The sequence below is a fragment of the Rheinheimera texasensis DSM 17496 genome, assembly GCF_000711985.1.
GTDB classification, from domain to species: Bacteria; Pseudomonadota; Gammaproteobacteria; order Enterobacterales; family Alteromonadaceae; genus Pararheinheimera; species Pararheinheimera texasensis.
In genome coordinates this window covers 88,108-114,915 of sequence record NZ_KL544005.1, presented here as the reverse complement: position 1 = coordinate 114,915, position 26,808 = coordinate 88,108, and the positions used below count along the sequence as shown (strand labels likewise).

At 53.6% G+C, this 26,808-nt stretch carries 26 protein-coding genes, 2 tRNA genes and 1 other RNA gene; 14 read left to right on the top strand and 15 right to left on the bottom strand.

Annotated features, from left to right (window positions below; translation table 11 throughout):
* Nucleotides 1-252: 252 nt before the first annotated feature.
* On the top strand, nt 253-1,467 hold the full coding sequence (locus tag Q399_RS0111120; protein WP_031568461.1) for a NupC/NupG family nucleoside CNT transporter: 1,215 nt from the start codon (nt 253-255) through the stop codon (nt 1,465-1,467).
* 15 nt (nt 1,468-1,482) lie between these two features.
* On the top strand, nt 1,483-2,436 hold the full coding sequence (locus Q399_RS0111115) for an isopenicillin N synthase family dioxygenase (protein WP_031568460.1): 954 nt from the start codon (nt 1,483-1,485) through the stop codon (nt 2,434-2,436).
* A gap of 88 nt (nt 2,437-2,524) precedes the next feature.
* On the opposite strand, the gene Q399_RS22465 is transcribed toward Q399_RS0111115, so the two are convergent.
* Nucleotides 2,525-2,659 carry a hypothetical protein gene (locus tag Q399_RS22465; RefSeq protein ID WP_281172235.1) on the bottom strand — a complete coding sequence of 45 codons (135 nt, stop codon included), beginning with the start codon at nt 2,657-2,659 and terminating at the stop codon, nt 2,525-2,527.
* On the opposite strand from Q399_RS22465, the gene Q399_RS0111105 reads away from it, so the two are divergent.
* The 5 genes from Q399_RS0111105 to Q399_RS0111085 all read left to right on the top strand — a co-directional run bounded on the left by Q399_RS0111105 (nt 2,634) and on the right by Q399_RS0111085 (nt 5,846).
* Nucleotides 2,634-2,718, top strand: a tRNA-Leu gene (locus tag Q399_RS0111105). The two genes, Q399_RS22465 and Q399_RS0111105, sit on opposite strands and share 26 nt — an antisense overlap.
* 46 nt (nt 2,719-2,764) lie before the next feature.
* Nucleotides 2,765-2,849: transfer RNA gene (locus Q399_RS0111100), tRNA-Leu, on the top strand.
* Nucleotides 2,850-3,062: 213 nt separating this feature from the next.
* Nucleotides 3,063-3,551: a SixA phosphatase family protein gene (locus Q399_RS0111095; protein WP_031568458.1), complete on the top strand. Its 489-nt coding sequence runs from the start codon at nt 3,063-3,065 to the stop codon at nt 3,549-3,551.
* Nucleotides 3,552-3,718: 167 nt separating this feature from the next.
* A complete protein-coding gene (locus Q399_RS0111090) occupies nt 3,719-4,894 on the top strand; it encodes a tetratricopeptide repeat protein (RefSeq protein WP_031568457.1) in 1,176 nt (391 codons plus the stop codon).
* Nucleotides 4,872-5,846 carry a M28 family peptidase gene (locus Q399_RS0111085; protein ID WP_051685920.1) on the top strand — a complete coding sequence of 325 codons (975 nt, stop codon included), beginning with the start codon at nt 4,872-4,874 and terminating at the stop codon, nt 5,844-5,846. The genes Q399_RS0111090 and Q399_RS0111085 overlap by 23 nt, the downstream gene beginning before the upstream one ends.
* Here the strand turns inward: Q399_RS0111085 and Q399_RS0111080 are convergent.
* Genes Q399_RS0111080 through Q399_RS0111070 form a run of 3 tightly spaced genes read right to left on the bottom strand, consistent with a single transcriptional unit; the run spans nt 5,825 to nt 10,245 of the window.
* Nucleotides 5,825-7,348 carry a cryptochrome/deoxyribodipyrimidine photo-lyase family protein gene (locus tag Q399_RS0111080; protein ID WP_211253300.1) on the bottom strand — a complete coding sequence of 508 codons (1,524 nt, stop codon included), beginning with the start codon at nt 7,346-7,348 and terminating at the stop codon, nt 5,825-5,827. The two genes, Q399_RS0111085 and Q399_RS0111080, sit on opposite strands and share 22 nt — an antisense overlap.
* A gap of 3 nt (nt 7,349-7,351) precedes the next feature.
* A complete protein-coding gene (locus tag Q399_RS0111075) occupies nt 7,352-8,725 on the bottom strand; it encodes an FAD-binding domain-containing protein (protein WP_037046094.1) in 1,374 nt (457 codons plus the stop codon).
* Nucleotides 8,722-10,245 (bottom strand): cryptochrome/photolyase family protein, encoded by a 1,524-nt coding sequence (locus Q399_RS0111070; protein WP_031568450.1) that lies wholly within the window; start codon nt 10,243-10,245, stop codon nt 8,722-8,724. Before Q399_RS0111070 ends, Q399_RS0111075 begins: the two co-directional genes overlap by 4 nt.
* 176 nt (nt 10,246-10,421) lie before the next feature.
* On the opposite strand from Q399_RS0111070, the gene Q399_RS0111065 reads away from it, so the two are divergent.
* Together Q399_RS0111065 and Q399_RS21555 are read left to right on the top strand one after the other, a co-directional pair.
* Complete coding sequence (locus Q399_RS0111065; RefSeq protein WP_037046093.1) at nt 10,422-11,768, top strand: GAF domain-containing protein; 1,347 nt, start codon at nt 10,422-10,424, stop codon at nt 11,766-11,768.
* A gap of 92 nt (nt 11,769-11,860) precedes the next feature.
* Nucleotides 11,861-12,394: a ZrgA family zinc uptake protein gene (locus Q399_RS21555; RefSeq protein ID WP_169739315.1), complete on the top strand. Its 534-nt coding sequence runs from the start codon at nt 11,861-11,863 to the stop codon at nt 12,392-12,394.
* Between the two features lie 140 nt (nt 12,395-12,534).
* Here the strand turns inward: Q399_RS21555 and Q399_RS0111055 are convergent, their stop codons facing one another.
* On the bottom strand, nt 12,535-13,146 hold the full coding sequence (locus Q399_RS0111055) for a DUF3299 domain-containing protein (RefSeq protein ID WP_084164270.1): 612 nt from the start codon (nt 13,144-13,146) through the stop codon (nt 12,535-12,537).
* A gap of 72 nt (nt 13,147-13,218) precedes the next feature.
* On the opposite strand from Q399_RS0111055, the gene Q399_RS0111050 reads away from it, so the two are divergent.
* From Q399_RS0111050 to Q399_RS0111040, 3 genes are all read left to right on the top strand, one after another.
* Nucleotides 13,219-13,926, top strand: a complete 708-nt coding sequence (locus tag Q399_RS0111050) for an ABC transporter ATP-binding protein (protein ID WP_031568441.1) — start codon at nt 13,219-13,221, stop codon at nt 13,924-13,926.
* Complete coding sequence (locus Q399_RS0111045) at nt 13,917-15,176, top strand: ABC transporter permease (protein ID WP_037046091.1); 1,260 nt, start codon at nt 13,917-13,919, stop codon at nt 15,174-15,176. The genes Q399_RS0111050 and Q399_RS0111045 overlap by 10 nt, the downstream gene beginning before the upstream one ends.
* Before the next feature lie 69 nt (nt 15,177-15,245).
* Nucleotides 15,246-16,916 (top strand): GGDEF domain-containing response regulator, encoded by a 1,671-nt coding sequence (locus tag Q399_RS0111040; RefSeq protein WP_031568437.1) that lies wholly within the window; start codon nt 15,246-15,248, stop codon nt 16,914-16,916.
* Between the two features lie 25 nt (nt 16,917-16,941).
* On the opposite strand, the gene Q399_RS0111035 is transcribed toward Q399_RS0111040, so the two are convergent.
* The 10 genes from Q399_RS0111035 to smpB form a co-directional block, all read right to left on the bottom strand.
* Nucleotides 16,942-19,710, bottom strand: coding sequence for a PAS domain S-box protein (locus Q399_RS0111035; RefSeq protein ID WP_051685918.1), 2,769 nt, complete (start codon nt 19,708-19,710; stop codon nt 16,942-16,944).
* 96 nt (nt 19,711-19,806) lie between these two features.
* Nucleotides 19,807-20,280 (bottom strand): hypothetical protein, encoded by a 474-nt coding sequence (locus Q399_RS0111030; RefSeq protein ID WP_031568434.1) that lies wholly within the window; start codon nt 20,278-20,280, stop codon nt 19,807-19,809.
* Between the two features lie 176 nt (nt 20,281-20,456).
* A complete protein-coding gene (locus Q399_RS0111025; RefSeq protein WP_031568432.1) occupies nt 20,457-20,951 on the bottom strand; it encodes a Dps family protein in 495 nt (164 codons plus the stop codon).
* Between the two features lie 60 nt (nt 20,952-21,011).
* Nucleotides 21,012-22,391 carry an APC family permease gene (locus tag Q399_RS0111020; RefSeq protein WP_051685917.1) on the bottom strand — a complete coding sequence of 460 codons (1,380 nt, stop codon included), beginning with the start codon at nt 22,389-22,391 and terminating at the stop codon, nt 21,012-21,014.
* 139 nt (nt 22,392-22,530) lie between these two features.
* Nucleotides 22,531-22,752, bottom strand: coding sequence for a hypothetical protein (locus Q399_RS0111015; protein ID WP_031568427.1), 222 nt, complete (start codon nt 22,750-22,752; stop codon nt 22,531-22,533).
* A 104-nt stretch (nt 22,753-22,856) separates the two neighbouring features.
* Nucleotides 22,857-23,669 (bottom strand): transglutaminase domain-containing protein, encoded by an 813-nt coding sequence (locus Q399_RS21550; RefSeq protein ID WP_051685916.1) that lies wholly within the window; start codon nt 23,667-23,669, stop codon nt 22,857-22,859.
* Between the two features lies 1 nt (nt 23,670).
* On the bottom strand, nt 23,671-23,901 hold the full coding sequence (locus Q399_RS0111005; protein ID WP_031568424.1) for a DUF350 domain-containing protein: 231 nt from the start codon (nt 23,899-23,901) through the stop codon (nt 23,671-23,673).
* A 68-nt stretch (nt 23,902-23,969) separates the two neighbouring features.
* Nucleotides 23,970-24,593 carry a DUF1294 domain-containing protein gene (locus tag Q399_RS0111000; protein ID WP_051685915.1) on the bottom strand — a complete coding sequence of 208 codons (624 nt, stop codon included), beginning with the start codon at nt 24,591-24,593 and terminating at the stop codon, nt 23,970-23,972.
* Between the two features lie 218 nt (nt 24,594-24,811).
* Nucleotides 24,812-25,169, bottom strand: a transfer-messenger RNA (tmRNA) gene (gene ssrA, locus Q399_RS21915).
* Between the two features lie 154 nt (nt 25,170-25,323).
* Nucleotides 25,324-25,803 carry an SsrA-binding protein SmpB gene (gene smpB, locus Q399_RS0110990; RefSeq protein ID WP_031568421.1) on the bottom strand — a complete coding sequence of 160 codons (480 nt, stop codon included), beginning with the start codon at nt 25,801-25,803 and terminating at the stop codon, nt 25,324-25,326.
* A 114-nt stretch (nt 25,804-25,917) separates the two neighbouring features.
* Between smpB and Q399_RS0110985 the strand changes: the two genes are divergently transcribed.
* Nucleotides 25,918-26,361, top strand: a complete 444-nt coding sequence (locus tag Q399_RS0110985; RefSeq protein ID WP_031568420.1) for an SRPBCC family protein — start codon at nt 25,918-25,920, stop codon at nt 26,359-26,361.
* Complete coding sequence (locus tag Q399_RS0110980; RefSeq protein WP_051685914.1) at nt 26,354-26,728, top strand: RnfH family protein; 375 nt, start codon at nt 26,354-26,356, stop codon at nt 26,726-26,728. Before Q399_RS0110985 ends, Q399_RS0110980 begins: the two co-directional genes overlap by 8 nt.
* The last annotated feature ends 80 nt before the right edge of the window (nt 26,729-26,808 follow it).

Below are 26,808 nucleotides of genomic sequence, written 5' to 3'. Positions count from 1 at the left end.
CCGGCAGATTATTGTTTGCACTGCTGTTAAATTAGTCTCTTTTCAACTGCAATGTTTCTGCTATATAATCGGCCGGCAAAACTTCAAGTTCAGACAACCCCATACGAGCAATTCTCAGTCAGAATCAATGATTCCGACTCCCGCTTTGAAACTGTAACTACTTGATCTTTTGATGCTATCCTAGGGTTTCAGCATCACAAGAACAATAATTCCGCAGTGCTGTAGCGGACCTAAAATCCAAGGAAAATCAATATGATGAGTTTAGTTGGCATCGCTGCCATCTTATTAATCGCTTATCTTTGCTCGACGCACCGCCACGCCATTAAATGGCGCACTGTCGGCGGCGCTTTTGCAATTCAGCTGGCGATTGGTGCTTTTGTTTTATACGTGCCGGCCGGCAAAGACGTCTTAGTCAGTGTTTCCAACGCCGTCGGCGCAGTAATTAGCTACGCCAATGAAGGCATCGTGTTCTTGTTTGGTGACACTGGTGCGAAAAAATATGGTTTTGTGTTTGCCATTCACGTGCTTACCGTCATCATTTTCTTTTCTTCTTTAATTGCTGTGCTGTATCACATTGGTGTGATGAAAGTGGTGATCGGCGTGATTGGTGGTGGCCTGCAAAAGCTGTTGGGCACCAGCCGGCCTGAATCTATGAGCGCTGCTGCCAATATTTTTGTCGGCCAGACTGAAGCGCCGTTAGTTGTGCGGCCATTTATCCCGACAATGACCCGCTCTGAGCTGTTCGCGGTGATGGTCGGGGGCCTGGCCTCAGTCGCAGGCTCAGTGCTGGCCGGTTATGCCGGGATGGGCGTAGAGCTGAAATATCTGATCGCCGCCAGCTTTATGGCGGCACCGGGTGGTTTGTTAATGGCCAAGCTGCTGCTGCCGGAGACGGATACACCGAAAAATGATCTGACCGAAATCAGCGGCGGCGAGAAAAATACCAATGTGATCGATGCAGCAGCTGCGGGTGCTGCCAGCGGTCTGCAGTTGGCCTTAAATGTTGGTGCTATGTTATTAGCCTTCGTCGGTTTAATTGCGCTGATCAACGGTATTGTTGGCTGGGTCGGCAGTCTGCTTGGCTTTGATGGCCTGACTCTGCAGCTGATCTTTGGTTATTTATTCCAGCCACTGGCCTTTATTCTGGGTGTGAACTGGGAAGAAGCACGATTAGCGGGCAGCTTTATCGGCCAGAAACTGGTGATTAATGAATTTGTGGCATACATCGATTTTATGCAGCATGTGCAGGCAGGAAAACTGTCTGAACATACGCAGATCATCGTGACTATTGCCTTGTGTGGCTTTGCAAACTTCTCGTCGATTGCCATTTTGCTGGGGGGTCTTGGCAGCATGGCACCAAGCCGGCGCGGAGATATTGCAGAGCTGGGTTTAAAAGCGCTGTTTGCCGCCACATTAGCAAACCTGATGAGTGCGGCTATTGCAGGCTTTTTCTTCTCGTTAAGCTAAAAACAGGTCGATATTATGACTCAACAACAAGTCCCTACGTTGGACATCAGACGGTTTGCCACCGACAAAGACGCCTTTGTTGCCGAAATTGGCAAAGCCTACACTGAGTTTGGATTCTGTGGCATCAGTGGCCACGGTATTTCAGATGAAGTGGTTGGGGAAACCTACAAAGCAATTAAGCAATTTTTTGCTTTACCGACTGAAGTAAAACAGCAGTACCATGTGCCGGGTCAAGGCGGCGCACGGGGCTACACGGGATTTGGCGTTGAGAAAGCCAAAGACAGCAAGCATCCGGATTTAAAAGAGTTTTTCCATGTTGGTCGCGAGCTGTCTGGCCCGGCACCGCATGAATGTTTATATCCGAATGTCTGGCCAAGCGAAGTGCCGGAGTTTAAAGCCGCGACTTACACCTTGTATCAGGCACTGGAAAACCTCGGTTGTCAGGTACTGGAAGCTTTGGCCTTGTTCCTGAAGCAAGAACAAAAATACTTCGCTGACAAAGTGAATTACGGCAATTCGATTTTACGGCCGATTCATTATCCGCCTATTCAGGATACTTCAACGCAAAGTATCCGCGCTGGTCAGCATGAAGATATTAACCTCATCACTTTATTGGTTGGCTCTCACGAATCAGGCCTCGAAATTTTACGTCGCGACGGCAGCTGGCTGCCGGTTACGACCATTCCGGGTACTATTGTGGTGAATATCGGCGATATGTTGCAGCGTCTGACTAACCATGTGTTGCCGTCAACGACGCACCGCGTAGTGAATCCGGCCGGTGCTGCGGCGGGCCAGCCGCGTTATTCGATCCCGTTTTTTATGCATCCGAACCCGGATTATGTCATTGAAACGCTGAGCAGCTGCATCAGTGCAGACAATCCAAATCGTTACCCGGAGCCGATCAACTCCAACGACTATCTGTTACAGCGGCTGGAAGAAATTGGCCTGCTAAAAAAAGCCAAATACTAAGCACTGTATTTGCATCAGAACGGAGCCGCAGGCTCCGTTTTTTTGCTTTGGCAGAGTGGTGGAGGTCATCTTGCTGCTGAAGAAAACTTCAGGTTGCTGAGGTTTTGCGCAATCGCACCGCATTTACCAGATTTTTTGCAATCAGCAGTTGACGACTTTGCCACTGGCGCATAATATGCACGGCGTCGGCGGCATATGCCTCGGTGGTGGAATTGGTAGACACACTAGCTTCAGGTGTTAGCGCTTCGCGGCGTGGGGGTTCGAGTCCCCCCCTAGGCACCAAAGTCGCAGACAAATAAAGTCGTATTGCAAAATACGCAGAACACATGCCTCGGTGGTGGAATTGGTAGACACACTAGCTTCAGGTGTTAGCGCTTCGCGGCGTGGGGGTTCGAATCCCCCCCTAGGCACCAAATAATCCAGCTTAACGCTGGATTTTTTGTTTTTACGTCCCTGTAAAAATTACTTCGCAACCAGCCAAAGGCTGTCAAAAATCGCTCCAGGCGATTTTTTGCATTTTACATCCCTGTAAAATGTCCCAGCAGGCTCCGCCATTTTTCTATCGCTGTCTTGTTGTTGTCATCTCAATCGCAGACACTGGTTCTTGCACAGCATGCGGAGGCCAGATGTCTGTTCAAACGATTTACCTGTTACGCCATACCAAAGCCGAGGAGCGTTCTGTACTGCGCGCTGATGTGGATCGCTGCCTAGTGGAAAAGGGGCGGCAGCAGGCGATGCGGATTGGTGCTTTTATCCGCCGGCAGCAGCTGGAAGTGCAACTGGTGCTGACAAGTCCTTACCCGCGCGCCTTACAATCGGCGATGCTGGTCGCCGCCAGTGCGGATTTATCCTGTGATGTGCAGGAAGCCCTGTGGTTATCCCATGGCACTGCTGTGCAGACGCAATATCAGCAGCTGTTGCAGGCACTGCCGGACTGGCCGGCGCAGACCTTGCTGGTTGGGCATGAACCAGAATTGTCGGCATTGCTGGCGCTGTGTTTAGGACAGCCTGAGCCGACAATACAAATAAGAAAGGGGACGTTATTGTGTTTACACTATGCGCCCGCCATAGGTTTTCAGCTGCAATGGCTGTTGCCTTGTCAGTTGTTGCGGTAACAATGTTTGTGTTGTAGCTGGCCAGATTTCCTGACTGTCCCTGCTTGCCCCATTCCTGCCCCTCCAGTCACAAATAATTGACAAAATCCCCGTTGTTGGCTTAAAGCTAAAGGATGTGTTTTTGGCTTGAGCCAAACGAAAACAACCCTTGCGGCCGGAGGTGTGTGATGTGGCGATTGATCCTGATGTTAAGTGCCCTGAGCCTGAGCGCCTGTCAGCAGATGCCGCAAAGGACTGAGGCTGTTGCAACTGAAGATCTACTCAATAATCAGGCATTTATGCCAGTTAGCACCCCGATTGAAACAAAAGAGCAAATTTTTGCATTACCTGAAACACTCATCAAAGAGGCGCGCCAGGACATACTGATCTATGGTGTCCCCAGAGACCGCAGTCTGGCTCTGTTGAAGTTTATTTTCCGCGAACAACAAGATCCGCTGCAGTACGTCAATAACGCCACGCTGACTGCACTACAAACTTATCAGCGACGTGAAGCGAACTGTTTGTCATTGACCATTCTGTCTTATAGCCTGGCGCGGGCCCTGGGTTTTAAAGCACAGTTTCAGGATGTGCAGATCCCGGAATATTGGATCACCCGCAATGGCACCAGTGTATTAAATGGCCATGTGAATCTGGTGGTGGCGCCACCTTACATGCAGAGCGCGGCAAAGACCTTTGTTTCTGCAGATCACAATTTCCTGATTGATTTTGAGCGTGCCGGTGGTTCGCGCGAGCGTTTGCCGGTGCGAAAAATCAGTGAAAATGACATCGTTGCTTTGTTTTATAACAACAAAGCCGCTGATGCCATGCTGACCCAGCAGTTTGATTTGGCATATCACTATTTGCAGGCCGCTGCTGACATAGCCCCTGGCGTTGCCGCCACCTGGAACAATCTGGCCGTGTTGTACCGGCAACGCCAGATGCCGGATTATGCCGAACGGGCTTATTTGCAAAGCCTGAAGCTGGAGCCGGAACACGCCAATACCATGGCGAACCTGGCCATCCTCTATGCAGCGATGGGCCGGCAGCAGGACGCTGCAACCCTTGAAGCCAAAGTGCAGCAAACCCGGTTACGCAATCCGTATTATTTTGTCATGCAAGGCAATGAAGCGTTAAGTCAGCAGCGACTGGCTGACGCTGAGATGGCCTTTCACCGCAGTATCCGCTTACAGCCAAAAATGTCCGAAGCGCTGTTTGGGCTGGCGAAAGTCGCCATCATGCAACACGACTATGCCGCCGCAACCGGCTATCTGCAGCGGGCCCGTTTGCATGCACCGGCCGGTGCCGACCGGCGTCTATACGACCATAAAATCGAGATGTTAAATGCAGTGGCGCAAGCGGATTAATCTGGTTTTAACGCTCGGCGCTTTGGCCTGGTTTACACCTGTGGCGTTTGCAACAGCGCAGCCGCAACAGGTCACGTCGGACGAAACGCAGGCCTGGCATGACCTGCAGCATTTAGCTGCAGACGCCATGGCCGGTCGCGCCACCGGCAGTGCCGGCAGTGTGCTGGCGCAGCAATATTTGCAGAGGCGGTTCGCTGAACTTGGCTTGCATCCGGTCGGCGACGATTATCTGCAACCTTTTAGCTTTCACGAAGGTTTCAGTGAAAAGCATGGTGTTAATGTGCTGGGGATGCGGCGTGGCTGCGGGCAACCGGCGCGCTACATCGTCGTCACAGCACACTACGATCACCTGAAACCACGCGGGAAAAAGATTTTTAATGGCGCCGACGACAATGCTTCCGGAGTGGCGGGGTTGTTATATCTGGCGGCGAAGACGCAGCAGAGCTGCCCGCTGTATTCTTATTTATTTTTAGCGACCGATGCTGAAGAGTTGGGCTTAGATGGTGCCAAAGCCTTTATGGCCAAACCGCCGGTGGCGCTGGACGCTATTGTGCTCAATATCAATCTGGACATGATTAGCCGCGGTGAAAGCAATCAGCGCTTGTATCTGGCCGGCAAAAAGCAGCTACCGCAATTAGTTAAGTTTGCCGAACTGGCACAGACGCCGTTAAAACTGACGCTGGCGCACGATGGCCGGCAAAGCAGCCTCGGCCGGCGCAGTCAGCCGCCGGTTGACTGGAGCAATGCCAGTGACCACGCGGTGTTTCGCAAAGCCGGCATTCCGTTTTTGTATTTTGGTGTTGATGTGCATCCGCAATATCACACGCCGCAGGACGACTGGCAACGCATTGATCCGCAGTATTTTTTCGCTGCTCTGCGCCTGATAGAACAAAGCCGGCGCTGGCTGGAAACTTTACCGCCGCAAACATTTCAGAAGTCGAGCAACAACTGAGGCTGCTGGTTGCCTCTTGCCGTCGCGCGGCGTTCAACAGGTCTTTTGCGGCTGGCGTGACGTTCGCGCACAGCGTCCCGGCCTTGTTGCCAGTCTGTTTTGGCAAAACGGCTATGCCATTCACTTAACCTGCTGCGGGCGAGCCGTGTGGCCTGCTGCAGGTCGACCACCGCTGCCGGATAATCGATGCCTAACCGCATGCCATATTGCAGTTGCAGCGCCGGTGGCAATAACCAGGGCTGATGCAGCCATTCATTGGGAAGCCGCGACAGCTCCGGGCACCAGCGCCGGATAAATTGCCCTTGAGGATCCTTCAGCAGGCTTTGTTTCAGCGGGTTGTACATCCGGTTTGGATTAATTGAGGTGGTGCCGGCTTGCATCTGGATCTGCGGATAATGGATGCCGGGTTCATAGTCGGTGAAACAACGTGCCAGGTGCAGCGCCACTGGCCGCCAGTCCAGCCACAGCTGATAACTGGCGAAGGCCACCAGCATGGCGCGGGCGCGAAAATGTAACCAGCCGGTGGCGAGCAGGCAGCGCATCGCCGCGTCAATCATTGGATAGCCGGTTTCACCACGTTGCCAGGCCTGAAACAAGTGCGGCTCAAACTGGTCGCGCATGCCCTGATACAACGGGTTCATTGGCATCAATTCAATTTGCGGTTCATCCTCCAGCTTTTGCATAAAATGGCAATGCCAGCGCAGCCGGCTGAAAAATGCCGCTAAGGCCTGTTGCTCGCGCCCGTCCGGCAATTGTTTGATCTGGCGGTACGTCTGTTGCTGCAGTTGCCGTAAACTGAGTTGGCCATACGCAAGGTAAGGGCTGAGCCTGGAGCAACTATGGCCCGCTTTGGCGGCGATCGAGATATCGCGTTGATAGTTTTTACTGCGGCTTCGCCAAAAAGACTGCAAAGTGGCACTGAGATCACCGGCTCGCTGGCACAGTTGCGGCTCGCAGGCGGGCAGTTCGCGGCGTGGTGGTGCCTGCCACAATGCCTGCGGCCAGGGCTCGTCTGCAATCAACGGTAAAGACTTTGGTGCCTGAAAAGTCGGACTTTTTAAAAAAGCATCGGCCTGCAGAAACCACTGGTCACGATCAGTCAGACAACGTTGTACCGCATGCTGGCGGTATTGCCGCCAGGGCAGGCCCAGCTCACGGCATAACCGCGCCACCGCCTGGTCGCGCTGAAAAGTCCATAAATTACCGGTTTCCTGATGGCTGACGATTTGCTGCACCGCATATTCGCGCGTCAGTTCCCTGAGCACCCGGGTAGCCGGCCCGCGCCGCACTAATAATGGCTGGCCCAGCGCTTTGAGCTGCTGATATAGCAAATACACGGCGTCCTGATTAAATTGCCATTGTCGCAGCGACGTATCCGGCTGCAGCCAATAATCCGGTTCTAGGATGTAGACCGGCAGCACGGCGCCTTGCCGGGCGGCGAGCGCTAAGGGTTCGTGGTCTTCCAGCCGCAGGTCGCGCTTAAACCACACCAAGGTTATCACGGCTCAATCTGCCCTGAGTTGCTGCAGATATTGCTGCCATTGCCAGGCCTGTGGTGCCGGCCAGTTCGGCTGAGCATACGGCTGATGCCGGTGGTTGCCAGTCTGCGGCGCGCCTAACAACAGGGAGGTGAAAGTGGCGGCATGGTCATATTCCACGGCTTGTTTTAATGCATTAAAACTACGTGGCGCAGAATACAAAGCGCCGGCGATATAAGCCCAGTTGCCCCAGTTACTGGCGACGTCGTAATCCAGCAGTTGTTGTTCAAACCAGGCGGCGCCGTGGCGCCAGTCACAGCCAAGCTGGAACATCAGGTAGCTGGCGACGTTCTGCCGGCCGCGGTTTGACATCCAGCCGGTCTGCGCCAGCAGCTGCATATTGGCATCGATAAAGGGCAAACCGGTTTGCCCCTGCTGCCAGCGCTGCAACGCCTCGCCCGCGCTGCTGGCAGTCCCGGGCACCTGATGTAAACCGAGACCGCTGCGGCAGAAAAAAGCCAGCGGATGTTTACGCTGCAGATGACGGAAATATTCGCGCCACAACAATTCAAAACGCAGCCAGTAACTGGATTCATTCTGGCCAAACTGCAGCTCATGTTGGCGGATCAGCTGCCAGGCGCGGCGCACCGACAGAGTGCCACGACTGAGCGGAACTGATAAAAAACTCGCAAAATCGGCGCCAATCAACGCATTGCGGCTCAGTTTGTAATGTGACAAATGCTGCTGAATATACTCAGAAAAGCGCGCTAGTACCGCCGACTCGCGCTGCTGCTGCCAGTGACCAAATCCGTCAGGAAGCTGCTGCGCCAAAGCCACAGGAAGAGGCTGGTCTGGCTCAGGCCGTGGTAAATCAGAAAGCTCTGTCACGTCAGTGACCGACAGAATTTTATTCAGCGCCAGGATTGAAGGCTGTGTTTGCTGCGGCGCCAGCACTTGCAGTTCTGGCTCGCGTTGCTGGCGAAACGCGGTGAAGCTGCGCGGCAGCGTGTAAAGATCCGGCCTGAGTTTATCCGCTAACAACGAATTAGCATCCAGCCAGTGCCAGTTCAGCCCGGCTGCCCAGCTATATTCTTCCGGTGCTGTGGGCTCCGCAGCGACCACGCGTACCAGCTGATATTGCTGCAGCAGCTGCGGCAGGACAACGGCCGGATCGCCGGAACGCAGCAATAACGGAATGCCAAGCGCCGCCAGGCGCTGCTGGAAGTCATGCAATAGACCGAGTTGTAATTGCCGCCTGCGCGCACTGGCGCGTTTCGGGCTGAACTGATGCTGTGGCAGGATACAAACTGCCAGCGCTGCATCGCCATCGCTCGGCAGGCAAAGCAGCGGGTTGTCGTCTAGGCGCAGTAAGTCGTTACAAAACAGCAGATACCGGCTCATAGCTGCTCCAGATGGATCAATAGGTCTGCGGCTTTGGCGCGAAGCGCTTGTTGGTCACTGGCTGCTTTACGCCGCCATTGCTGATAGGTCAGCTGCATCCGAGCATTGCTGCCGAGCTTGTCTTCATGGCGGGCAATAAAATCCCAGTACAGTGCATTAAAAGGGCAGGCGGTTGGGCTGGTACTTTGTTTGACGTCGTAATGGCAGTGCTGGCAGTAATTACTCATTTTGGCGATGTAATTGCCGCTGGCCGCATATGGTTTGGACGCCAGCAAACCACCGTCGGCAAAAAGTGCCATGCCGAGGGTGTTCGGCAGCTCCACCCATTCATAAGCATCGGCGTACACTGCAAGATACCAATCTGTCATTTCATCAACTGACAAACCGGCCAGCAACGCAAAGTTGCCGGTCAGCATTAGCCGCTGAATATGATGAGAGTAAGCGTGGCGAATGGTATGACCGATGGCCTGCGCCAGGCAGTTCATCCGTGTCTTGCCGCTCCAGTACCACGACGGTAATGGCCTGTCGGCAGCAAAAAAGTTTTGCCGGCGGTACTCGGGCATCTTCAGCCAATACAGACCACGCACATATTCGCGCCAACCGATGATTTGCCGGATAAAACCCTCGGCGGCGTTGAGCGGCACTAAGCCGGCTTTCCAGGCCTGTTCGACCTGCAGGCAAAGCCAGCGCGCGTCGAGCAAGCCGCAGTTGAGATACATCGACACCAGACTGTGGAATAAAAACGGCTCGTCCTGACGCATTGCGTCCTGGTACTTCCCAAACAGCGGCAGCCGGTGCTGCAGAAAATGTAAAAAAGCGGCCCGGGCGTCCTTGCCTGTCACCGCGAAAACAAATTGGCTTGCCTTGCCCATATGACTGGCAAAATGGCGTTGCACCAGTGCTATCACTTCAAGAGTTATTTCATCAGGCTGAAACTCGGGTGCTGCGGGGATTTGCACCTCTGCCGGGCAGGCCTGGCGGTTCTCTGTGTCAAAATTCCACTGGCCACCGGCTGGTGTATTGCCATTCATCAATAAGCCGGTATAGCGGCGCATTTCGCGGTAAAAATATTCCATGCGGAAACTCTGCCGGCCATCAGCCCAGCGCCGGAACATGGCGTGGCTGCAGACAAAACGGTCGTCTTCAACCACATCGACCGGCACACCTAAGGTCTGCGGCCAGCTGGCGATTTCCTGCATCAGCCGGTATTCCGCGAGCTCGGTCAGGCGCACCCGTTGCAGCTGCGGTTGCTGCTGCAATACCTGCTGCACAGCGGCCAGTAATGACAGCACCTGCTGGTCAAAGTCGACATAATGCACCTGATGGCCTTGCAAACGCAGCGCGGCGGCAAAGTGGCGCATGGCGCTGAATAACAGCACAATTTTCAGCTGATGGTGCGGCGCGTAATGGGCCTCGGCGGCAACTTCGGCCAGCAAAATCTGGTCGCCGGGCTGCAGGTCACGCAATGAACTCAGCGCCGGACTCAACTGATCAGCGGTAATAAGAATGAGCGCTGACATTAACGATAGCGCCTTGATTTGTTGGGCATTTGGGGAAAACTCGCTGCGATCTGGCGGATAACTGGCACTACGCCATTATTTTTTGATTGGATCAGCATTTCGCGACCTTTGGCTGATTTACAACGGCGCCGCTTTTCGCTAGCTTAAATTTTAATCTGACAGGGTGTGGGGTTGACGTGGATCCACTTGAGCATATTTTACTGGATGTCTCGGCATCTCCGCTGATTGACCTCGGCGCCTGGGAGCAGGCCAGTCAGCTGATTTTGCAGAGTCTGCAAAAAGGCCTGATGGTACAGCGCGTCAGTTTGTGGCTGTATGATCTGGGCGACCAGAGTATGGTTTGTCAGTTGTTGCTTGATGGCGATGAGTTTGCAACTGAAGCGCTGCGCCTGCAAGCCAGTCAATTCCCGGCTTATTTTCAGGCATTGCGCCGCGAGCGGGCCATAGTGGCGCATGATGCGCGTGTTGACCCGCAGACTGCGGAATTCCTCGATTATCTGCAAAACCACCAGATTTTTTCCATGCTGGACTTGCCGGTTCGTCACCTGGGCAAAATGATCGGCATCATTTGTTGCGAACACACGCGAAGTCGGCGTGACTGGAATGACAACGAAGTACGTTTTGCCGCCGCCATGGCTGATCAGGTTGGGCGGGCGCTTAATGCTGACCGCTTTCTTTGCGCGCAAAGCCAACTGGAGCAACTGAACCTGCAGCTTGAACAGCGGGTGGAACAGCGCAGTCAACAGCTGGCAGACACCGATGAACTCGTACGGCGCGCCCATCAGCAAATGGAAGCGCAGGCCAGGCTCGCTACTTTAGGCGGCATTGTTGCGGGCGTTGCCCATGAAGTGAATTCACCGCTTGGTGTGGCGCTGACCGCCAATACCTTGTTGGAACAACGCCTACAGGACTTTATTTTTGGCATGCGGGAGCGGTCGATCAGTGCGTCGCAGGCGATGAGCCTATTAGAACAAATGCATGAGAGTTCACTGCTGGTGACCGCCAATTTGCAGCGTGCCCAGCGTCTGATGGCGCAGTTTAAAGAAACCGCAGCGCATCAAACCCGCGTGGAGTCAGCTCCGGTGGCGTTTCGCCAGCTAGTGGTAGATTTACTGGCCAGTCTGACGCCGGCGACCCGGCAGGTGCCGGTATTTCCCGACGTGTATATTGACCCAAACCTGACGCTGATCACTGCTGCCGATGTCTGGCTGCAGATCCTGACCAATCTGGTGATCAACAGTTGCCTGCACGCCTTCAGCGAGACGGCGCACCCGGCCATTAGTATCAGCGCTACCTTAAACGACCAGCACGAGCTGCAGTTTGTTTACAAAGACAATGGCTGTGGTTTAACTGCCGAAGTCCGCAAGCAGATTTTTGAACCGTTTTTTACCACTAAACCCAATGCCGGCGGCACCGGTCTTGGCATGTCAATTTTAAAACAGCTGGTGGAGAAAAAACTCTGTGGCGAGCTGAACTTGCTCGATGGGCCTGGGTTTGGCCTGCAAATCAGTTGTCTGGCCTGAAAGTCTGGCTGGCCTTACTGCTTTTTAGCTAAGTTTTGTGATAGTGTCACATTTTGACCGGTAATGACGGTTTATTGATGTGGAGACTCATGATGCGTATAGCTTGGACCTGGTACCTGTTGCTTTTTGCAGCAACGCCGATAATGGCGGCAGAACACGGCGATGCTGCAGGGCATGAAGAACATGGCGCCCATGTGCACGGTGAAGCTCAGCTTACGCTGGCCACCGACGGCGGCTTGCTGGAAATAATGTTAGAAAGTCCGGCGGCGAATCTGCTGGGCTTTGAACAGAAACCGGCGACTGCAGCCCAGCAAGGTGCCTGGCAGCAACAGCAAGCCTTGCTCAAAAGTGGTCAGTGGTTGCAGCTGCCTGTTGCTGCAAAGTGTGTGCTGCAACAACAGCAACTTAATGAACCGTGGGCTAAAGGCGGGCAGCACGCTGACATCAGCATCAGCCTGAGGTATCAATGTAATGCAGCGGAATTACTGAATGAAGTGAAAGTCATTTTGTTCACAACAGCTGCTGACTTGCAGCAAATCGATGTGCAGTGGGTTAGTGGCGGCCAGCAGGGTGCCGCGACATTGAATGCGAAACAGCCGGTGCTGCAGCTACCGGGTACCGAGTAAATCCCTGATCGTCAAAACAAAAAAACACAGCAATTGCTGTGTTTTTTTGTTTTCTACATCCATGTAGAAAATTGCTTCGCAACCAGCCTGCGGCTGTCCAAAAACGTTCCGGACATTTTTTTGTTAATGGTGCAGTCGTTTTATTCGTAAATGTATTCGCTGATCTTGTCGACTTTCAGGCTATAGGCGGAGTTGGCCAGGTCGTGACTCATTGTATCTGTTGTCATTGTCCCTTCAATCCAGAACGGGTTGTAAATCAGGTCTGCTTTTAAGTTCTTCGCGCCACTGACATAAACAATCTGGTTTGGTGGTGGCGGTGGCACGTGAATACAGGCACCGAAATAAGGCACCAGAAAAAATGCGGTGATGTTCTGGTCGGCGTCGTATTCAATCGGCACCACAAAACCAGGTAATTTGACTTTTCGACCGTTCAGTTCAGGACGGACATTGGCTGAGGACATCACATCAGCCCAGGCTTTCATCGACGGGTCATTGCTGGTATTAAAGTTTTTATTGATGGCTGACCCAGCACCTTCGCCGCCTTCATGGCTGACTTCCGGTAGTGCTTCCATTTTTTGTAAGTCAGCGTCCGGCAGTAAATCTGTCCATTCCAGCTCAATCACTTTGCTTTTATCTGCCGGCAGACTGCGTGCGGCTGGTGCTTGTTCAGCGGCTTTTGCAGTTTCGGTAGCCATGGCTGGTGCAGATGCGACCAGTGCCAGAATAGTTCCTATTAACAACGGTTTGAACATTGGAGCTTCTTCCCGACTATATGTTATAAAATCACGGTTTTTCGCATCATACCATTATTCAAAGGGCAGCTTGTGGCCGTGGATCTGAATATTCCCGCAATTGAACTCAAAAATCTGCGCCATCAGTGGCCGGACCAGGCATTTTGCCTGCAAATCCCGGCGCTGACTTTGGCGGTTGGACAACACTTATTTATCCGTGGGGCTTCTGGCTCCGGCAAAACCACTTTATTAAATCTGCTGTGTGGTGTGCTGAGCATCCAGCAAGGCGAAATCCGCCTCGGTGGTCAGCTGCTGCAACCCAATTCGGCAGCCAAACGCGATCAGCTGCGTGCCCGCCAGATAGGCGTGGTGTTCCAGCAGCTCAATCTGATCCCTTATTTGTCAGTGCTCGATAATGTGCTGCTTGGACAGGCATTTAGCGGTAAAGCAGCAGACATGGCACGGGCTGAAAGACTGTTACAGGCACTGCAATTGCCGGCGGAGCTTTGGCAGCAAAGTGCTGCGGCGCTCAGTGTCGGCCAGCAGCAGCGCGTCGCCATCGCGCGGGCTTTGCTCGGCAAGCCGACCTTGCTGATCGCAGACGAACCGACGTCCGCATTGGATGCAGATAACCGTGATGCCTTTATGCGGGTGTTGTTACAGGAAGCGGATGCAGCCGGCAGCACTGTGGTGTTTGTCAGCCATGATCAGGCACTGGCCGGTTATTTTCAGTATCAGCTGGATATGGGGCGGCTCGGAGATGGGGTCACAGCGGTACGGGGGAATGCAGCATGTTGTTAAAATTAGCCCGGCAAAGTTTGTGGAGCCGGCGGGGCACCGCCTGGTTGACGTTGTGTTCTTTAATCATCTCGCTGAGTCTGTTGCTTGGCATCGACCATTTGCGGCTGGAAGCCAAACGCAGTTTTACCAGCACAGTCGCTGGTACCGATTTGATTGTCGGGGCTCGTTCCGGCCAGCTGAATTTGTTGCTGTATACGGTGTTTCGCATTGGCAACGCCACCAATAACATCAGCTACGCCCATTATGAACAAATCAGTAAACACCCGCAGGTGCGCTGGGCTATTCCGCTGGCGCTGGGCGATTCGCACCGCGGCTTTCGGGTGTTGGGCACTAACACCGACTATTTCCGCTACTTCCGCTATGGCGAGCAGCAGTCGCTGCAGTTAGCGGCCGGGCGTGAGTTCAGCAGTGTGTATGAAACTGTGCTTGGCGCGGATGTGGCGAAAAAACTCGGCTATCAGCTCGGACAGGAAATTGTGTTGTCGCACGGCGTCGGCAAAGTCAGCTTTAGTCAGCATAAAGACCAGCCTTTTACCGTCGTTGGCATTCTGGCGCCTACAGGCACACCGGTCGACCAGTCGGTGCATGTCAGTCTGACTGGTATCGAAGCCATTCATCAAGGCTGGCAAAACGGTGCGCCAGCTATGCGCAAAGCCAAAACAGTACTGTCTGAGGCTGAGCTGGCGGCACTGCAACCGACTGTGCTGACCGGCGCTTTGCTTGGGCTCAAATCCAAAGTAGCGACTTTTGCTGTGCAGCGCCAAATCAATGAATTTAAAGCTGAACCCTTATCGGCGATTTTACCGGGTGCGGCGCTGGCAGAGTTGTGGCAGATGTTAGTGCTGGTGGAAAATCTGCTGCTGGTGATCACCGCGCTGGTGCTGCTGGCGGCCTTGATTGGCCTGACCACCACGCTATTGGCGGCGCAGCGTGAGCGGGCGCGCGAACTGGCGATTTTGCGCGCGATTGGCGCGCGGCCCTGGCAACTGTTTTTGCTGATTGAGCTGGAAGTGCTGCTGTTAACAGTGACCAGTATCGCCGGTGCGTTTCTGCTGTTAACCGGCAGCCTGGCGGCGCTGCAACCTTGGCTTAGCAGTCAATATGGCCTGGTGATTAGCCTGCTGGCCTGGCATCCGCATACGGCTGCGGGCCTTGGTCTGGTGTTGGCACTGTCGCTGTTGCTGGGTGCTATACCCGCAGTGCAGGCGTACCGGCAAAGCCTGAATCAGGGGCTGCAGGTCAGGTTATGACGGCGCTGGAGTCAGTTGACCTCCCTTGCTATAGTAGGCAAATAGATGTGATTTTGATGTGGGATGTGCATGGACGGAACTGCGGCGAATCTTGAACAGCAACTGGCGCAACTGAACCAGCAGTATCTGCGTCGTCTGCAGCAGGAGCTGCCGCAATTGCAATGGCTGCTGCTGCAGTTTGTTCAGGCCGGGCCGCTGGAGTGGCGTGAACAGGCCTCCGTATTAATTTTACGTTTTCATACCCTGGCCGGCTCCGCCGGTACCTTTGGACTCGCCAATGTTGGCATAATCGCCAAAGGTATCGAACAGCAGCTCAAAACCCTGCTCAGCCAACAACAACTGCCCAGCCGCGAAGAACATGCCCTGTTGCAACAGCAGTTTGTTGAGATGCAACACGCTGCCGGACAGCCGACCGAACAGCAGCTCAGCAAAACTACACTGAAAAAGTCCGACAAACACGAAGCGCGGATTTTGTTGCTGTGTGACGACCCATTGATTTCAATGCCAATTGGGCAAACCCTGAAAACTTTTGGTCATCAGGTGGAACGTTTCAGTGATTTCAGCCAGTTACTGAGTTCAGCCACGCTGGATGCCCCGGATGTCATTATTGTTGATCTCGACGCGCTGGACGACAGGGCGCAAGGGCTTCTTGCATTGGGCAAGCTGCAATGTCCACAGGCCCAGCCAATTCCTATTTTTGTGCTGTCGTCGGATGAAGAGTTTGAGCATTATCTGCAAGCGGTGCGGGCCGGCGTACTGGGTTATTTTGTTAAACCTCTGAACCCGGCCATACTGGAAGCCCGTTTACAGCGCCTGTTGTCGGTGCGTGAGCGCGACGCCTTTCGCGTGTTGATTGTTGATGACGATATGTTACTGGCGCAGCATTATGCGCTGGTGTTACAAAATGCCGGCCTGCGCGCCGAGATCCTGACCAATCCGGCAGAAGTGTTTCAGGGCCTGCGCCGGTTTCATCCGGATGTGATTTTGCTCGACGTCAATATGCCGGAATGTTCTGGCCCCGAGCTGGCGCAGACCATCCGGCTGCAGGATGAATGGCTGGGTGTACCTATCATTTATCTATCTTCAGAAACCGACAGCGAACGGCAAATGGCGTCGCTGATCAAAGCCGGTGATGATTTTCTGACAAAACCAATCAGTGATAACGCTTTAGTAGTGGCGATTTTTGCCCGCGCCCAGCGCGCCCGCCAGCTGGCTGAAGTGATGACCAAAGACAGTCTGACCGGCCTGTTGCAGCATGCGCATATCAAAGAGCGGCTCGGCGCTGAACTGGAGCGGGCAGCACGCTTGCAACAAAATGTCAGTGTGGCGATGCTGGATATCGATCACTTCAAAAAAGTAAATGATTTATATGGCCATTTAACCGGCGACCAGGTGATCAGCAGCCTGGCGAATTTATTACGCCAGCAATTGCGCAAAACCGACCTGATTGGGCGCTACGGCGGCGAAGAATTTTTATTAGTGCTGCCGGAATGTCAGCTCGATAAAGCCTGTCAGGTGGTGAATCAATTGCGTGAAGCTTTCGCCCGTATTCCTTTTGTCAGTAACGGCCAGACCTTTCACTGCAGCTTCAGTGCCGGTATCACCAGCGGCAGCGATAGCCAGCAGGTTGATGTCGTGGTGGACCACGCTGATCAGGCGTTATATAAGGCCAAAGGTGCTGGCCGTAATCAGGTGATTTTGTATCAGGCGCCGCGGGAAGATATCCCGTCTCACTCCTGAACGCCGTTTTCGCAGGCGGCGGTCGCTACTCCATTAAAAAATCTAAATAAAAACAACTGCCTTTACCGGTTTCACTGTCAAAGCCAATCTGACCGCCCATCCGGTTGGTCAATTCTTTCACTATCGCCAAGCCGAGGCCAGTGCCGCCACGCTGGCGTGCATCCACCGCATCCGCCTGTGAGAATTTCTCGAAGATACGGTCACGGAAGTTATCCGGAATACCTGGGCCTTGATCGACGACACTGATGCGGAAAAGGTTGTTTTGTATCGCGGTACGCACAGACACGACAGAGCCGCTCGGTGAGAATTTGGCCGCGTTCGACAATAAGTTCGCCATGATTTGGTGAAAACGCATCGGGTCCAGCGCCAACACCGCATCCGGCCCTGCTGTCAGTTCTATCCGCGCGCCAAATTTATCAGCATACGGCTGATTGTGGCGAACACATTGCTCCAGCAGCTCACGCACTGCGTAGTCCTGCAGTTCAAACTGCATTTTGCCGGCAACCAGTTTGTCGATATCCAATAAATCATTGATGAGCTGTGTCAGCTTTTCGCTGTTGTCGCCGGCGATCTGTAACATCGGTTGCATCGGTTCGGGCAATGCGCCCAAGGCGCCACCGCTCAGTAAGCCTAAGGCACCGGAAATCGCCGTCAGCGGTGTGCGCAGTTCGTGGCTGACCATCGACACAAACTGGTTTTTCATCTGTTCAACCCGGCGCCGTTCAGTGATGTCCTGAATAATGGACCAGACCTGGGCGGTGCCACTGGCGTTTTGGATCAACACTTCACTGAGCACAACCGGAATTTGCTGGCCATCGGCATGCTGTAATTCCAGCTCAACCGGGCCAAAACTGGCATGTTCTGCCAGTGCTTGTTGGCGTTGCTCAAGCTGCTCGCTGCTGAACGATAACAATGCCGGCAACGGCAGGGCAGGTTCACCATGCAGGCCGGATAGTTCACACCATTGCGGATTGACACTCAGAATGTCGCCGCTGTCGAACTGACTTAATAAAATGGCCAGCGGTGCCAGCTGGTACAACGATGATAACTTCTGCTCACCGGCCCGTAGCGCGAGCTGGACTTCTTTTTGCGCCGTGACATCCCAGATAAAACCATCGATATATAACAGTTCACCGGTGGCGTCGTAGATCCCACGGCCCAGTTCCTGCACCCAGCGCACCGAGCCATTGGCGCGGCGAATGCGATATTCCACACTGAATCTGGCGTGATTATTCAGCTCACGGTCGACCACTTCACGCACTTGCGGCAAGTCTTCGGCCAGTTGCAGTTCAGCAAAGTTAATTTTCTGATTGCGGATAAAACTGCGAGCAGGATAACCGGTCAACTTTTCCACTTCGTCGCTGATAAACAACATTGTCCACTGCGCATCGTTGATACAGCGATAGACCACACCTGGCAGGTTTTCCAGCATGGAGCGGTGGCGCTGCTCGCTGAGTAACAGCGCATGGTGCAGCTGTTCTAATTGCGTAATATCGATAGCGACGCCGAGATAACCGCGGATCTCGCCTTGTTCGGTGCGGATCGCCGACACACTGAGCCGGACTTGTTTGCGTTCACCCTGTTTCCCGATATAAGTCCATTGCCGCGTCTCGCTGGCTCCATGGCGGGCTTTGTAAACAAACACATCAAAACCATCGATGGGCTGTTGGTACTCGTCACTGAGCTGCGCGGCCCGGGCGCGAATTTCTTCAGGGTCATGTAACAGGGCCGGCGTGGCGGTACCAACGAGTTCCTCCGCTCTGTAGCCGAGTAAACGTTCGGCTCCGGGATTAAACAACTGGATCACACCCTGCACATCGGTTGAAATGAGAGCAGCTTCAGTGGAAGAGTCGATAATGGCCTGCAGATGGGAACGGGTGCGTTGCATTTCCTGTTGCTGGGCGCGCTCCTGCGTGATGTCACGGTGGGTACCAAACATCAGCAATGGTTTGTGCTCATCGGTCCAGGCCATCACGCGGCCGACCGCATGGATCCAAACCCAGTGTCCTTGCTGGTGGCGCATGCGAAAGCGCGCATCAAAAAATGCCCGGGTGCCGGCAAAATGTTGTTCAAGAATTTCGCCGGTTACGGCTACATCTTCCGGATGTACCCGGCTTTGCCAGATACTGATATCGGAATGTTCGACCGGTGTCATGCCCAGCATGCTGTACCAATAGGTGTTGTAGACGGTCGTGCCGGTTTGCACATTCCATTCCCAGGTGCCCATATTGGTGCCGTCGATAATGGCGCCTATCCGGTCTTTTTCCTGTTGCAGGTGCAAATTCTGCTCAGCACTTTGTTGCTGCAGCAGGCGGCTGTTCATCAGCAACACCGCCTGGTCAGCCAGCTGCCGCAAGGTTTTTTGCTGTACTTCGTTTAATTGCAGCGGCTGAGTATCAAATACACATAAAGTGCCAAGTGCCAGTTCATTGTGCAGCACAAGCGGTGCGCCGGCGTAAAAACGGATGCCGTTGTCACAGGTTACCAACGGATTGTCTGCGGTGCGCTGGTCGGCGCGGGCGTCGGGAATATAGGTCAGCTGTTGCGGGGTTAAGATTGCGTGGGAGCAGAATGAATCATCGCGACTGTTTTCCTGCTCGCAGAAATTAAAGGTACTTTTGAACCATTGCCGCTTGCGGTCTATCAGCGTCAATGCCGCAAAGCTGGCACCACTGACATGGGCGGCAATCTCGGTCAGCGCATCGAAGGCCGCTTCGGCCGGTGTATCTAAAATTCTCAGTTGTTGCAGAGCCTGCAGGCGCGCAGTTTCGTTGTGCGGGGTTGGTGCCTTCATATCTGTCGCAAATCAGGAAATGCTGTTCCTAGTGTACGCAGAAAATCCGGCACTGCGATCTTTTTCTATGGCCTTTTTTGCTAGCCTTTTTTGCGTTTATTGGTCCGGATTAGCGGCGGGTTGTGCCTTCTGTTCGCTTAACCGCGCATCCAGCTGTTTACGTGCCTGCTGTTTTTCCTGCTGCTGTTTAATTCGTAAAAGCGCCGCGTATAACTGGGCAGCATTAAAAGGCCTGGCCGGGTCGACTAAATCACTGATATCGACTTGTGTGCTTTGTTGCAATTGTTGCAACAGTTCCAGGTGACGGCTTTGGATCAGCGCCTCGCGCATATCAGCATCTTCAGTGCCGGCAGTCACAGCATAGCTTTTCATCAGTAAATCAATAGTTTCAATATTTTGCGCGGCAGAAGGTTTTTGCTGTACGGCGCTGAGCTGGGCTTTTTGCTCCGCCAGCCATTGTTGCTGCAGCTGATAAACTGCCTCGGTGTGCCAGAAATAAAACAGCAGCGCAGCAGCGCCGATACCAAGACCAAGACCTTGTAAAAATGTTTGTTGGGGAGACGCTGACACAGACAACCTCAGGCAGAACGCGTATGAAAGGCAGACGCAGATGAAAACAGGCGGTTATCTTCTGTGCTGCGCCGTGCACTGTCAACCACCACACAACCACAGGGCGACAGTTCGCTGAAAATGTCGGCAAGAGACGCTGCCTTCACACGGCAGCAGCGTCTTCTACCGGATTTCGTTTATTCAGCCAGCAAGCTTCTGAGCATCCAGGCAGTTTTTTCATGCACGTTCAGCCGCTGCGTCAGCACGTCGGCGGTTGGCTGATCATTGGCTTCGCCAACGAGATCAAACAGGCTACGCGCGGTGCGGGCTGTGGTTTCCTGCGCGTTGACCAGATGCTGCACCATCTCATTGGCAGAAGGGACGCCTTCGACTTCTTTAATGGACGTCAGTTTGACGAACTCTTTGTAAGTGCCGGGTGCCGGAAAACCCAAAGCGCGGATACGTTCGGCGATGATATCCAGCGCATTCCATTGTTCGGTGTACTGCGCCATAAACATATTATGCAGGCTGTTGAACTGCGGGCCTGTGACGTTCCAATGGAAGTTATGCGTCATCAGGTACAAGGTGTAACTGTCGGCCAACAAGGCAGACAAGCCTTTGACGATTTTTTCGCGGTGTTCCAGTGAAATGCCAATATCCAGCTGGGCGGATTTCGGTTGTTTTTTCGCCATGATAAATCCTCAGGTACTTGCGTGGGAACTAAGAATGGATCTGGGGCCCATTCTTCAAATCTAAAGCCTTGCGCGCTGATTTTGTTGCTGCCAGCCCGCCGCGTGGTATAGCAACAGCCCGAGCGCCAGCAAAGCCAAGGTTAACCAGACCGATGCGGCGCTGACTTGCGACGCCAGCCACAGACAAACTGTCAGACCGAGCCAGGGCCATAACGCCGAGAGCGGCAGCCGTAGCTCGGACGGCTCGTGGCGGCGCAGCACGGGCAGGGCCAGACAACACAAACCATATAACAAAGCACGGATTAATACTGTCGCTGCCGCCAGATAGAAAAAACTGCCGGCACTGGCCAGCAACAACGTCAGCGCGCCAAAAAACCAGATAGCGTTGGCAGGTGTCAGAAACCGCGGATGCACCTTAGCAAACCAGGCCGGCAGCTGGCCTTGTGTCGCAAGGCTGTGGCTGAGACGTGGCGTTGAGAACATCGCTCCTAACAAATTCGCACTGACCGAGGCGATAATGCCAAACATCACCAACGCAGTAGCAACAGGCTGCCATTGCACATAACCCCAAAAAACTGTGGCTTGAGCTGCAGCTTCCAGAAGCGGCGTTTTGCTGTCCGCCAGGTTTGGCAGCAGTAACAGACAGGCGGCCTGCACTGCCATATATAACAGCGTAACGACAGCTAGCCCCAGCAACAAGGCACGAGGTAAATCGCGCTGCGGGTTTTTCGCTTCGCCAGCCGGGATCAGCGCAGATTCAAAACCGACAAAGGCATAGACCAATAACAGCAATGCCGCAGAGCCATCGCTGACGGCGGGGTAACTCCAGAATGGTTGCCATTCGATGTGATGCAAAGACGTCGCCGGCAGCAGCAACAAAGCGCAGCCACTGACTGCAAAACCGGCCAATACGCCGATTTTCGCCATGGTCAGCGTGCCCAGCCAGCGCATCGTCTGGCGCACGCCCCAGACATTTAGCAGCGTCAGGCTGCCAATGATGCTGAGCAATAGCAGCAGGCGCGGGCTGCCACTTTGCAGCGACGGCAAAAAATAACTGACAGAATCGACCAGCAACACACTGTTCGCGGCAACCGACACCAGCCGGGCCAGATAATACAACCAGCCGGCCTGAAAGCCGAACACCGGGCCAAAGGCTGCGCCGGCATATCGTGCCGGCCCGCCGCTACCGGCAAACCGGCTGGCGAGTTCGGCAAAACACAATAACACCGGCAGGATGAGCAAAGCGCAAAGCGGATATAGCCATAAGCTAAAATCACCGGCCAGCCTTGCTGCGCCCGCGGGCAAACCAAAAATGCCGGCACCAATCAGGCCATTAATCACTAAGAGCCATAAGCTCCAGAAGCCAAGCTGGCGCGGCAACTGCACCGTATTTGTTGGCGCTGCGTTTGTTGGTGCTGATGTGGGGGAGGATTGATGCATCTGCTGCTGTGATGAAAGAACACAAGCTTACATTAGCCAGAAAATACACAGCGCGGCAAGGTGGAATAAAGTCTGAATGCAACTCAGCGATGAAAATGCCGGCAGCCAAAAGGACAACACAGACTGCCAGCGGGGCAAATTAGTTCGTTGCGTGCACTGCTTGCTGGCATTGCTGCTGCAAAGCACCATCGCTGATTTGGTCGCAGCGGCTGACATCGAGCTGAGCTTTGGCCAGACACATGGCTTTGTCATTGGCGTGGGAGAGAGATAAACAACGGGCAGGTGCTGAGGATAACGCTGAAATTGAGAAGGTCAGAATACCGGTCAGGATCAAGGCTGTGCGTAAAATTGGCTTTTCCATAGCAGGCTCCATTGGTGCAGTTTCAGCAGGGATAACTTCACCATAACGGGCCAGGATGAATCTGATATTAACCGTATCCTGCAGATCCAGACAGAAAAAAGCTGTTACTCCGGATCTGGTGTATGAAAGCGCGCCGTTTCCAGCCAATGTTCACTTTGATAGTCCAACAGCGGTGCCTGCGCTTTGCGCACCCAGAACTGGTCGCGGTTAAACATAAATTCGGCGTGGTAATCCTTTGCCAGAGCTGCAAGTGGCAAGTGTTGCCAGCTCTTGCCGGCTTGTTTGTCTGTGGCTTCCAGCAGATAGACCTGTCCCTGTATAAAAGCCACCACCCAAGCGTGGCCTTCACCGCGGTAGCTGCCAAGCACTACCCGCGCATCAAAACCTTCGGCCAGCAGCCAGTCCGCCAGAATCATCGCGTGGTCTTCACAGTCGCCGCGTAAATGCACCCAGGCCTGGGCAGCGTTCTGCCAGACATCACCGCGCCGGTATTGCTGCTGGTCATATTGATAGACTTTGCGCTTCGACAGGAAATACAGCGGTAATGCCGGGTTATCAATCCGAAACGGATGGGCGCCAACCAGATAACTGTTGGCAAAATGATGTTCAGCGTCAATGCCTTGTGCACTGATAATCGCTGGTCGACCATTGGCGTCTTGCCACATAAATGGCCGCGCCTGGTCGTCTTTGCTGTTCAGTAACGCGGCAGCGATGTCCATTTCGCTGATGGTGTCACCGGTGGTACTCATAGTCAGCACACCGGCTCTGTTGTGTCGCAACAAATCTGCGGGTATGCGATCCGCGCTTTGTTGTAGCAGCAACATCAGTTGCTGGCTTTCTGACATTGACGTCGATGGACGGTCCAGCCAAAAAATACAGCCAATAGCCAGCAGCAACGGCAGCCAGAGCCAGCGCATCTTAGTGTTGCAAACCAAAACAGATGATCAGCGCGACAAAAATCATCAGCGCTGAGCAAAATATCGCAACCGCCAGATTGTTGTTGGCCAGTTCCTGCTGAATGTCGAGTTTTTTCAGCAGCACTTTATCAATCACCATTAACGCCGCCACTGCGACAAAGAGTGAAATCACGGTATAACTTAAGTTCAGCGCGAGGTTGATAAGACTGGCGTTGATGAAGGCCGTTTCCATGGGTTTTTCCTGAAAAATAAATGATTTAGCTACAGTAGGGCGCTGCGCTTTTACTGTCAATCACAGGGTTAGAAGTGATAGGGCAGGCCAAAAAAATGTTGGTCGTACGCCAGCAGCAATAAACAGCAATGCAGGCCGACAGTGGCCCAAAAGCGGGCGCGAAAACTGGTTTTGACGGTTTTATGCCGCAGCCAGTGCTGCGCCGCGACAGCGCCAGGCCAGCCGCCGAGTAAACCGGCCAGCAATAAAGTGGATTCCGCGGTGCGCCAATGGCCGGCACGCGCAGCTTTTTTGTCCCAGGCATATAAGCCAAAGGTCAATATCGACATCAGCAGGCAGATGCTGCCGACAAGCTGTGGCACCAGCTCGAGGCCGGTGGCTGCGCCCAACATCAGACAGAATGCAATCGTAAACAGTGGCGCAAGTTTGGATGGTCCGGAATTTGGCTTTTCTTGAGCTGTCAGCGGCTTGCCATCGAGCCGGCTTTGCACCACCGCGACAGCCCTTTGTTTGCCATCCGCAGAATTCGCCAGCTGATAGACCAACTGCAAGCCAGCTTCCGGTCTGGGAGTCTTACGGGCAAAATCACCGATATGCACAAAAACCCGCGGCCCCGGCAACCTCGGCTCAATAAAACCAAAACCCTTGGCATCATCCCATTGCACCAAAGTGCCTTTAAGCTTCGCGGCCATCCTATCTCTCCCTGATTTTTCGGGGCCGCGTTTATGAGTTGAAAGTTTAACAGCAGCCTTGCGCCATCATGATTGAAAACTGTGGTTAAAAAAAGCCCTGAAATGGACTGGAGCCTGGTCTAATCATTACAGATGGTCTACAAAAAGGGTCTACGAAACCCAAAAAAGAAAAACCCTAAGGTGTTGATCCTTAGGGTTTTTATTGCCTCTCGGCTTGTTGGTGGAGCTGGGGGGATTTGAACCCCCGTCCGAAAAACCTACGTCTTCAGTACTACATGCTTATCCATTCATTTGGTTAACCCTAGGAGCGCCGAATGGCAGGCTATCGTTGGGCGAGTCCGATTGGTTTTAGCATCTTGGCTCCGGACAAAGCCGCCATGCGATCCTGTTAGGGGTGATCTCCCAAAATCCCGGCTTACAGGCATGCGCGGGGGGGAGAGCATCTACTGCTTATTAGGCAGCGATTGCGTATGTTTCGTCGTTTGCGACTACTTTTTTGCGGCTTTTTACGAGGCCAACCGCCCCTCGGCATGCACTTAGGAGTTCGTGAATCCCGTCGAATCCAGTATCAGCCCCGAATTCTTCGTGAAGCGAACGCTTCAGTAACCAGGGCATTCTATGCCCTGCAGCATGTTGCGGCAAGCGTTGCTTTAGTGCTTTGCTGCCTTTCTGTGCTGCTTAACATCTAAGTGGTGATCAATTCGCCAGTTTCAAGCGCTGGCAGATTAAATCACCGCTTGGAATGCTTCATCATCCGTTCTTTTTCGCGTGACCAGTCGCGGTCTTTAATGTCGTCGCGCTTGTCGAATTCGCGTTTACCTTTGGCCAGATAGAACTCTAGTTTTACCCAGGGGCCTTTCCAGTACATGGCTGTCGCGACCATGGTGTAGCCGTCACGTTCTTTGGCGCCAATCAATTTGTTGATTTCGCGTTTATTCAACAGCAGCTTGCGTGAACGCTCCGGGTCACAAACCACATGACTGGACGCGCTGTTCAGCGGCTGAATGATGGCACCAAATAAATAAGCTTCGCCGTCTTTGATGATGACGTAGGAATCGGCGATATTGGCTTTACCCTGGCGAATACTTTTGATTTCCCAGCCTTGCAGCGCCATACCACCTTCGAAGCGGTCTTCGAGCGAGTATTCGTGGCGGGCTTTGCGGTTCAGGGCGATAGTGCCGCCCTCATTTTGGTTTTTTTTCTTAGTCATGCTAACTCAGAGAAGACTTGCGGGCCTAAACAACACAGCCTGTGTTGCTGCCGTGAAAACTTGTGACAGGGGCAGGATCTGTTACAATCGCCGACCTGATCCAGGGGAGTGAGTATGCCACAAATTGAGCGCAGCGCGCTGGTTTTTTACAGCTGCCAACAGATGTATCAACTGGTTAATGATGTTCCGTCATATCCGCAATTTTTACCGGGTTGCAGCCATGCGGTGGTGCTGAGCGCTACTGAACAGCAGCAAACGGCGCGGCTGGATATCAGTAAAGCCGGTATCACCCAAAGTTTCACCACCCGCAATACTTTAGAGCCGTTTCAGCGCATTGGTATGGAACTGGTTGATGGGCCTTTTAAATTTCTGCGTGGCGGCTGGCGTTTTGTCCCGCTGAACGATCAGGCCTGCAAAGTGGTGCTGGAACTGGAGTTTGAGTTCTCCAGCAAGCTCATCGAATTCGCATTTGGTAAGATTTTCAACGAGCTGACTGGCGTGATGGTGCAGGCATTCACCAACAGAGCCAAGCAGGTTTATGGAGTGTCTCATGGCTGATGTGATTTTGATTGAAGTGGCTTTTGCGCTGCCACAGCGCCAGACGCTGCTCAGTGTCAGTGTGCCAGTGGATGCCACAGTGCGTCAGGCGATTGAAAGTTCAGGGATTTTACGGATGTATCCGGAAATTGACCTGACGCAGAACAAAGTTGGGATCTGGAGTCGCACCGTGCGGTTGGAAGACAGCTTGACTGCCGGCGACCGGATTGAGATTTACCGGCCTCTGATTGCTGACCCGAAAGATATGCGTAAACGTCGCGCCGATAAAGCCAAAGAAGAAGGGCGTGCCGATAAAGTCACTGGCGGCCGGCCGCAGCAGCATCAAAGCCGCGATCACGACGACGCCGATACAGAGGCTTCGCACTGACAGGGCTAGTCAATAAGTCTGACCCACAAAAACAACAAACCCGCTGTTTCAGCGGGTTTGTTGTTTTAACAGCACCGGTC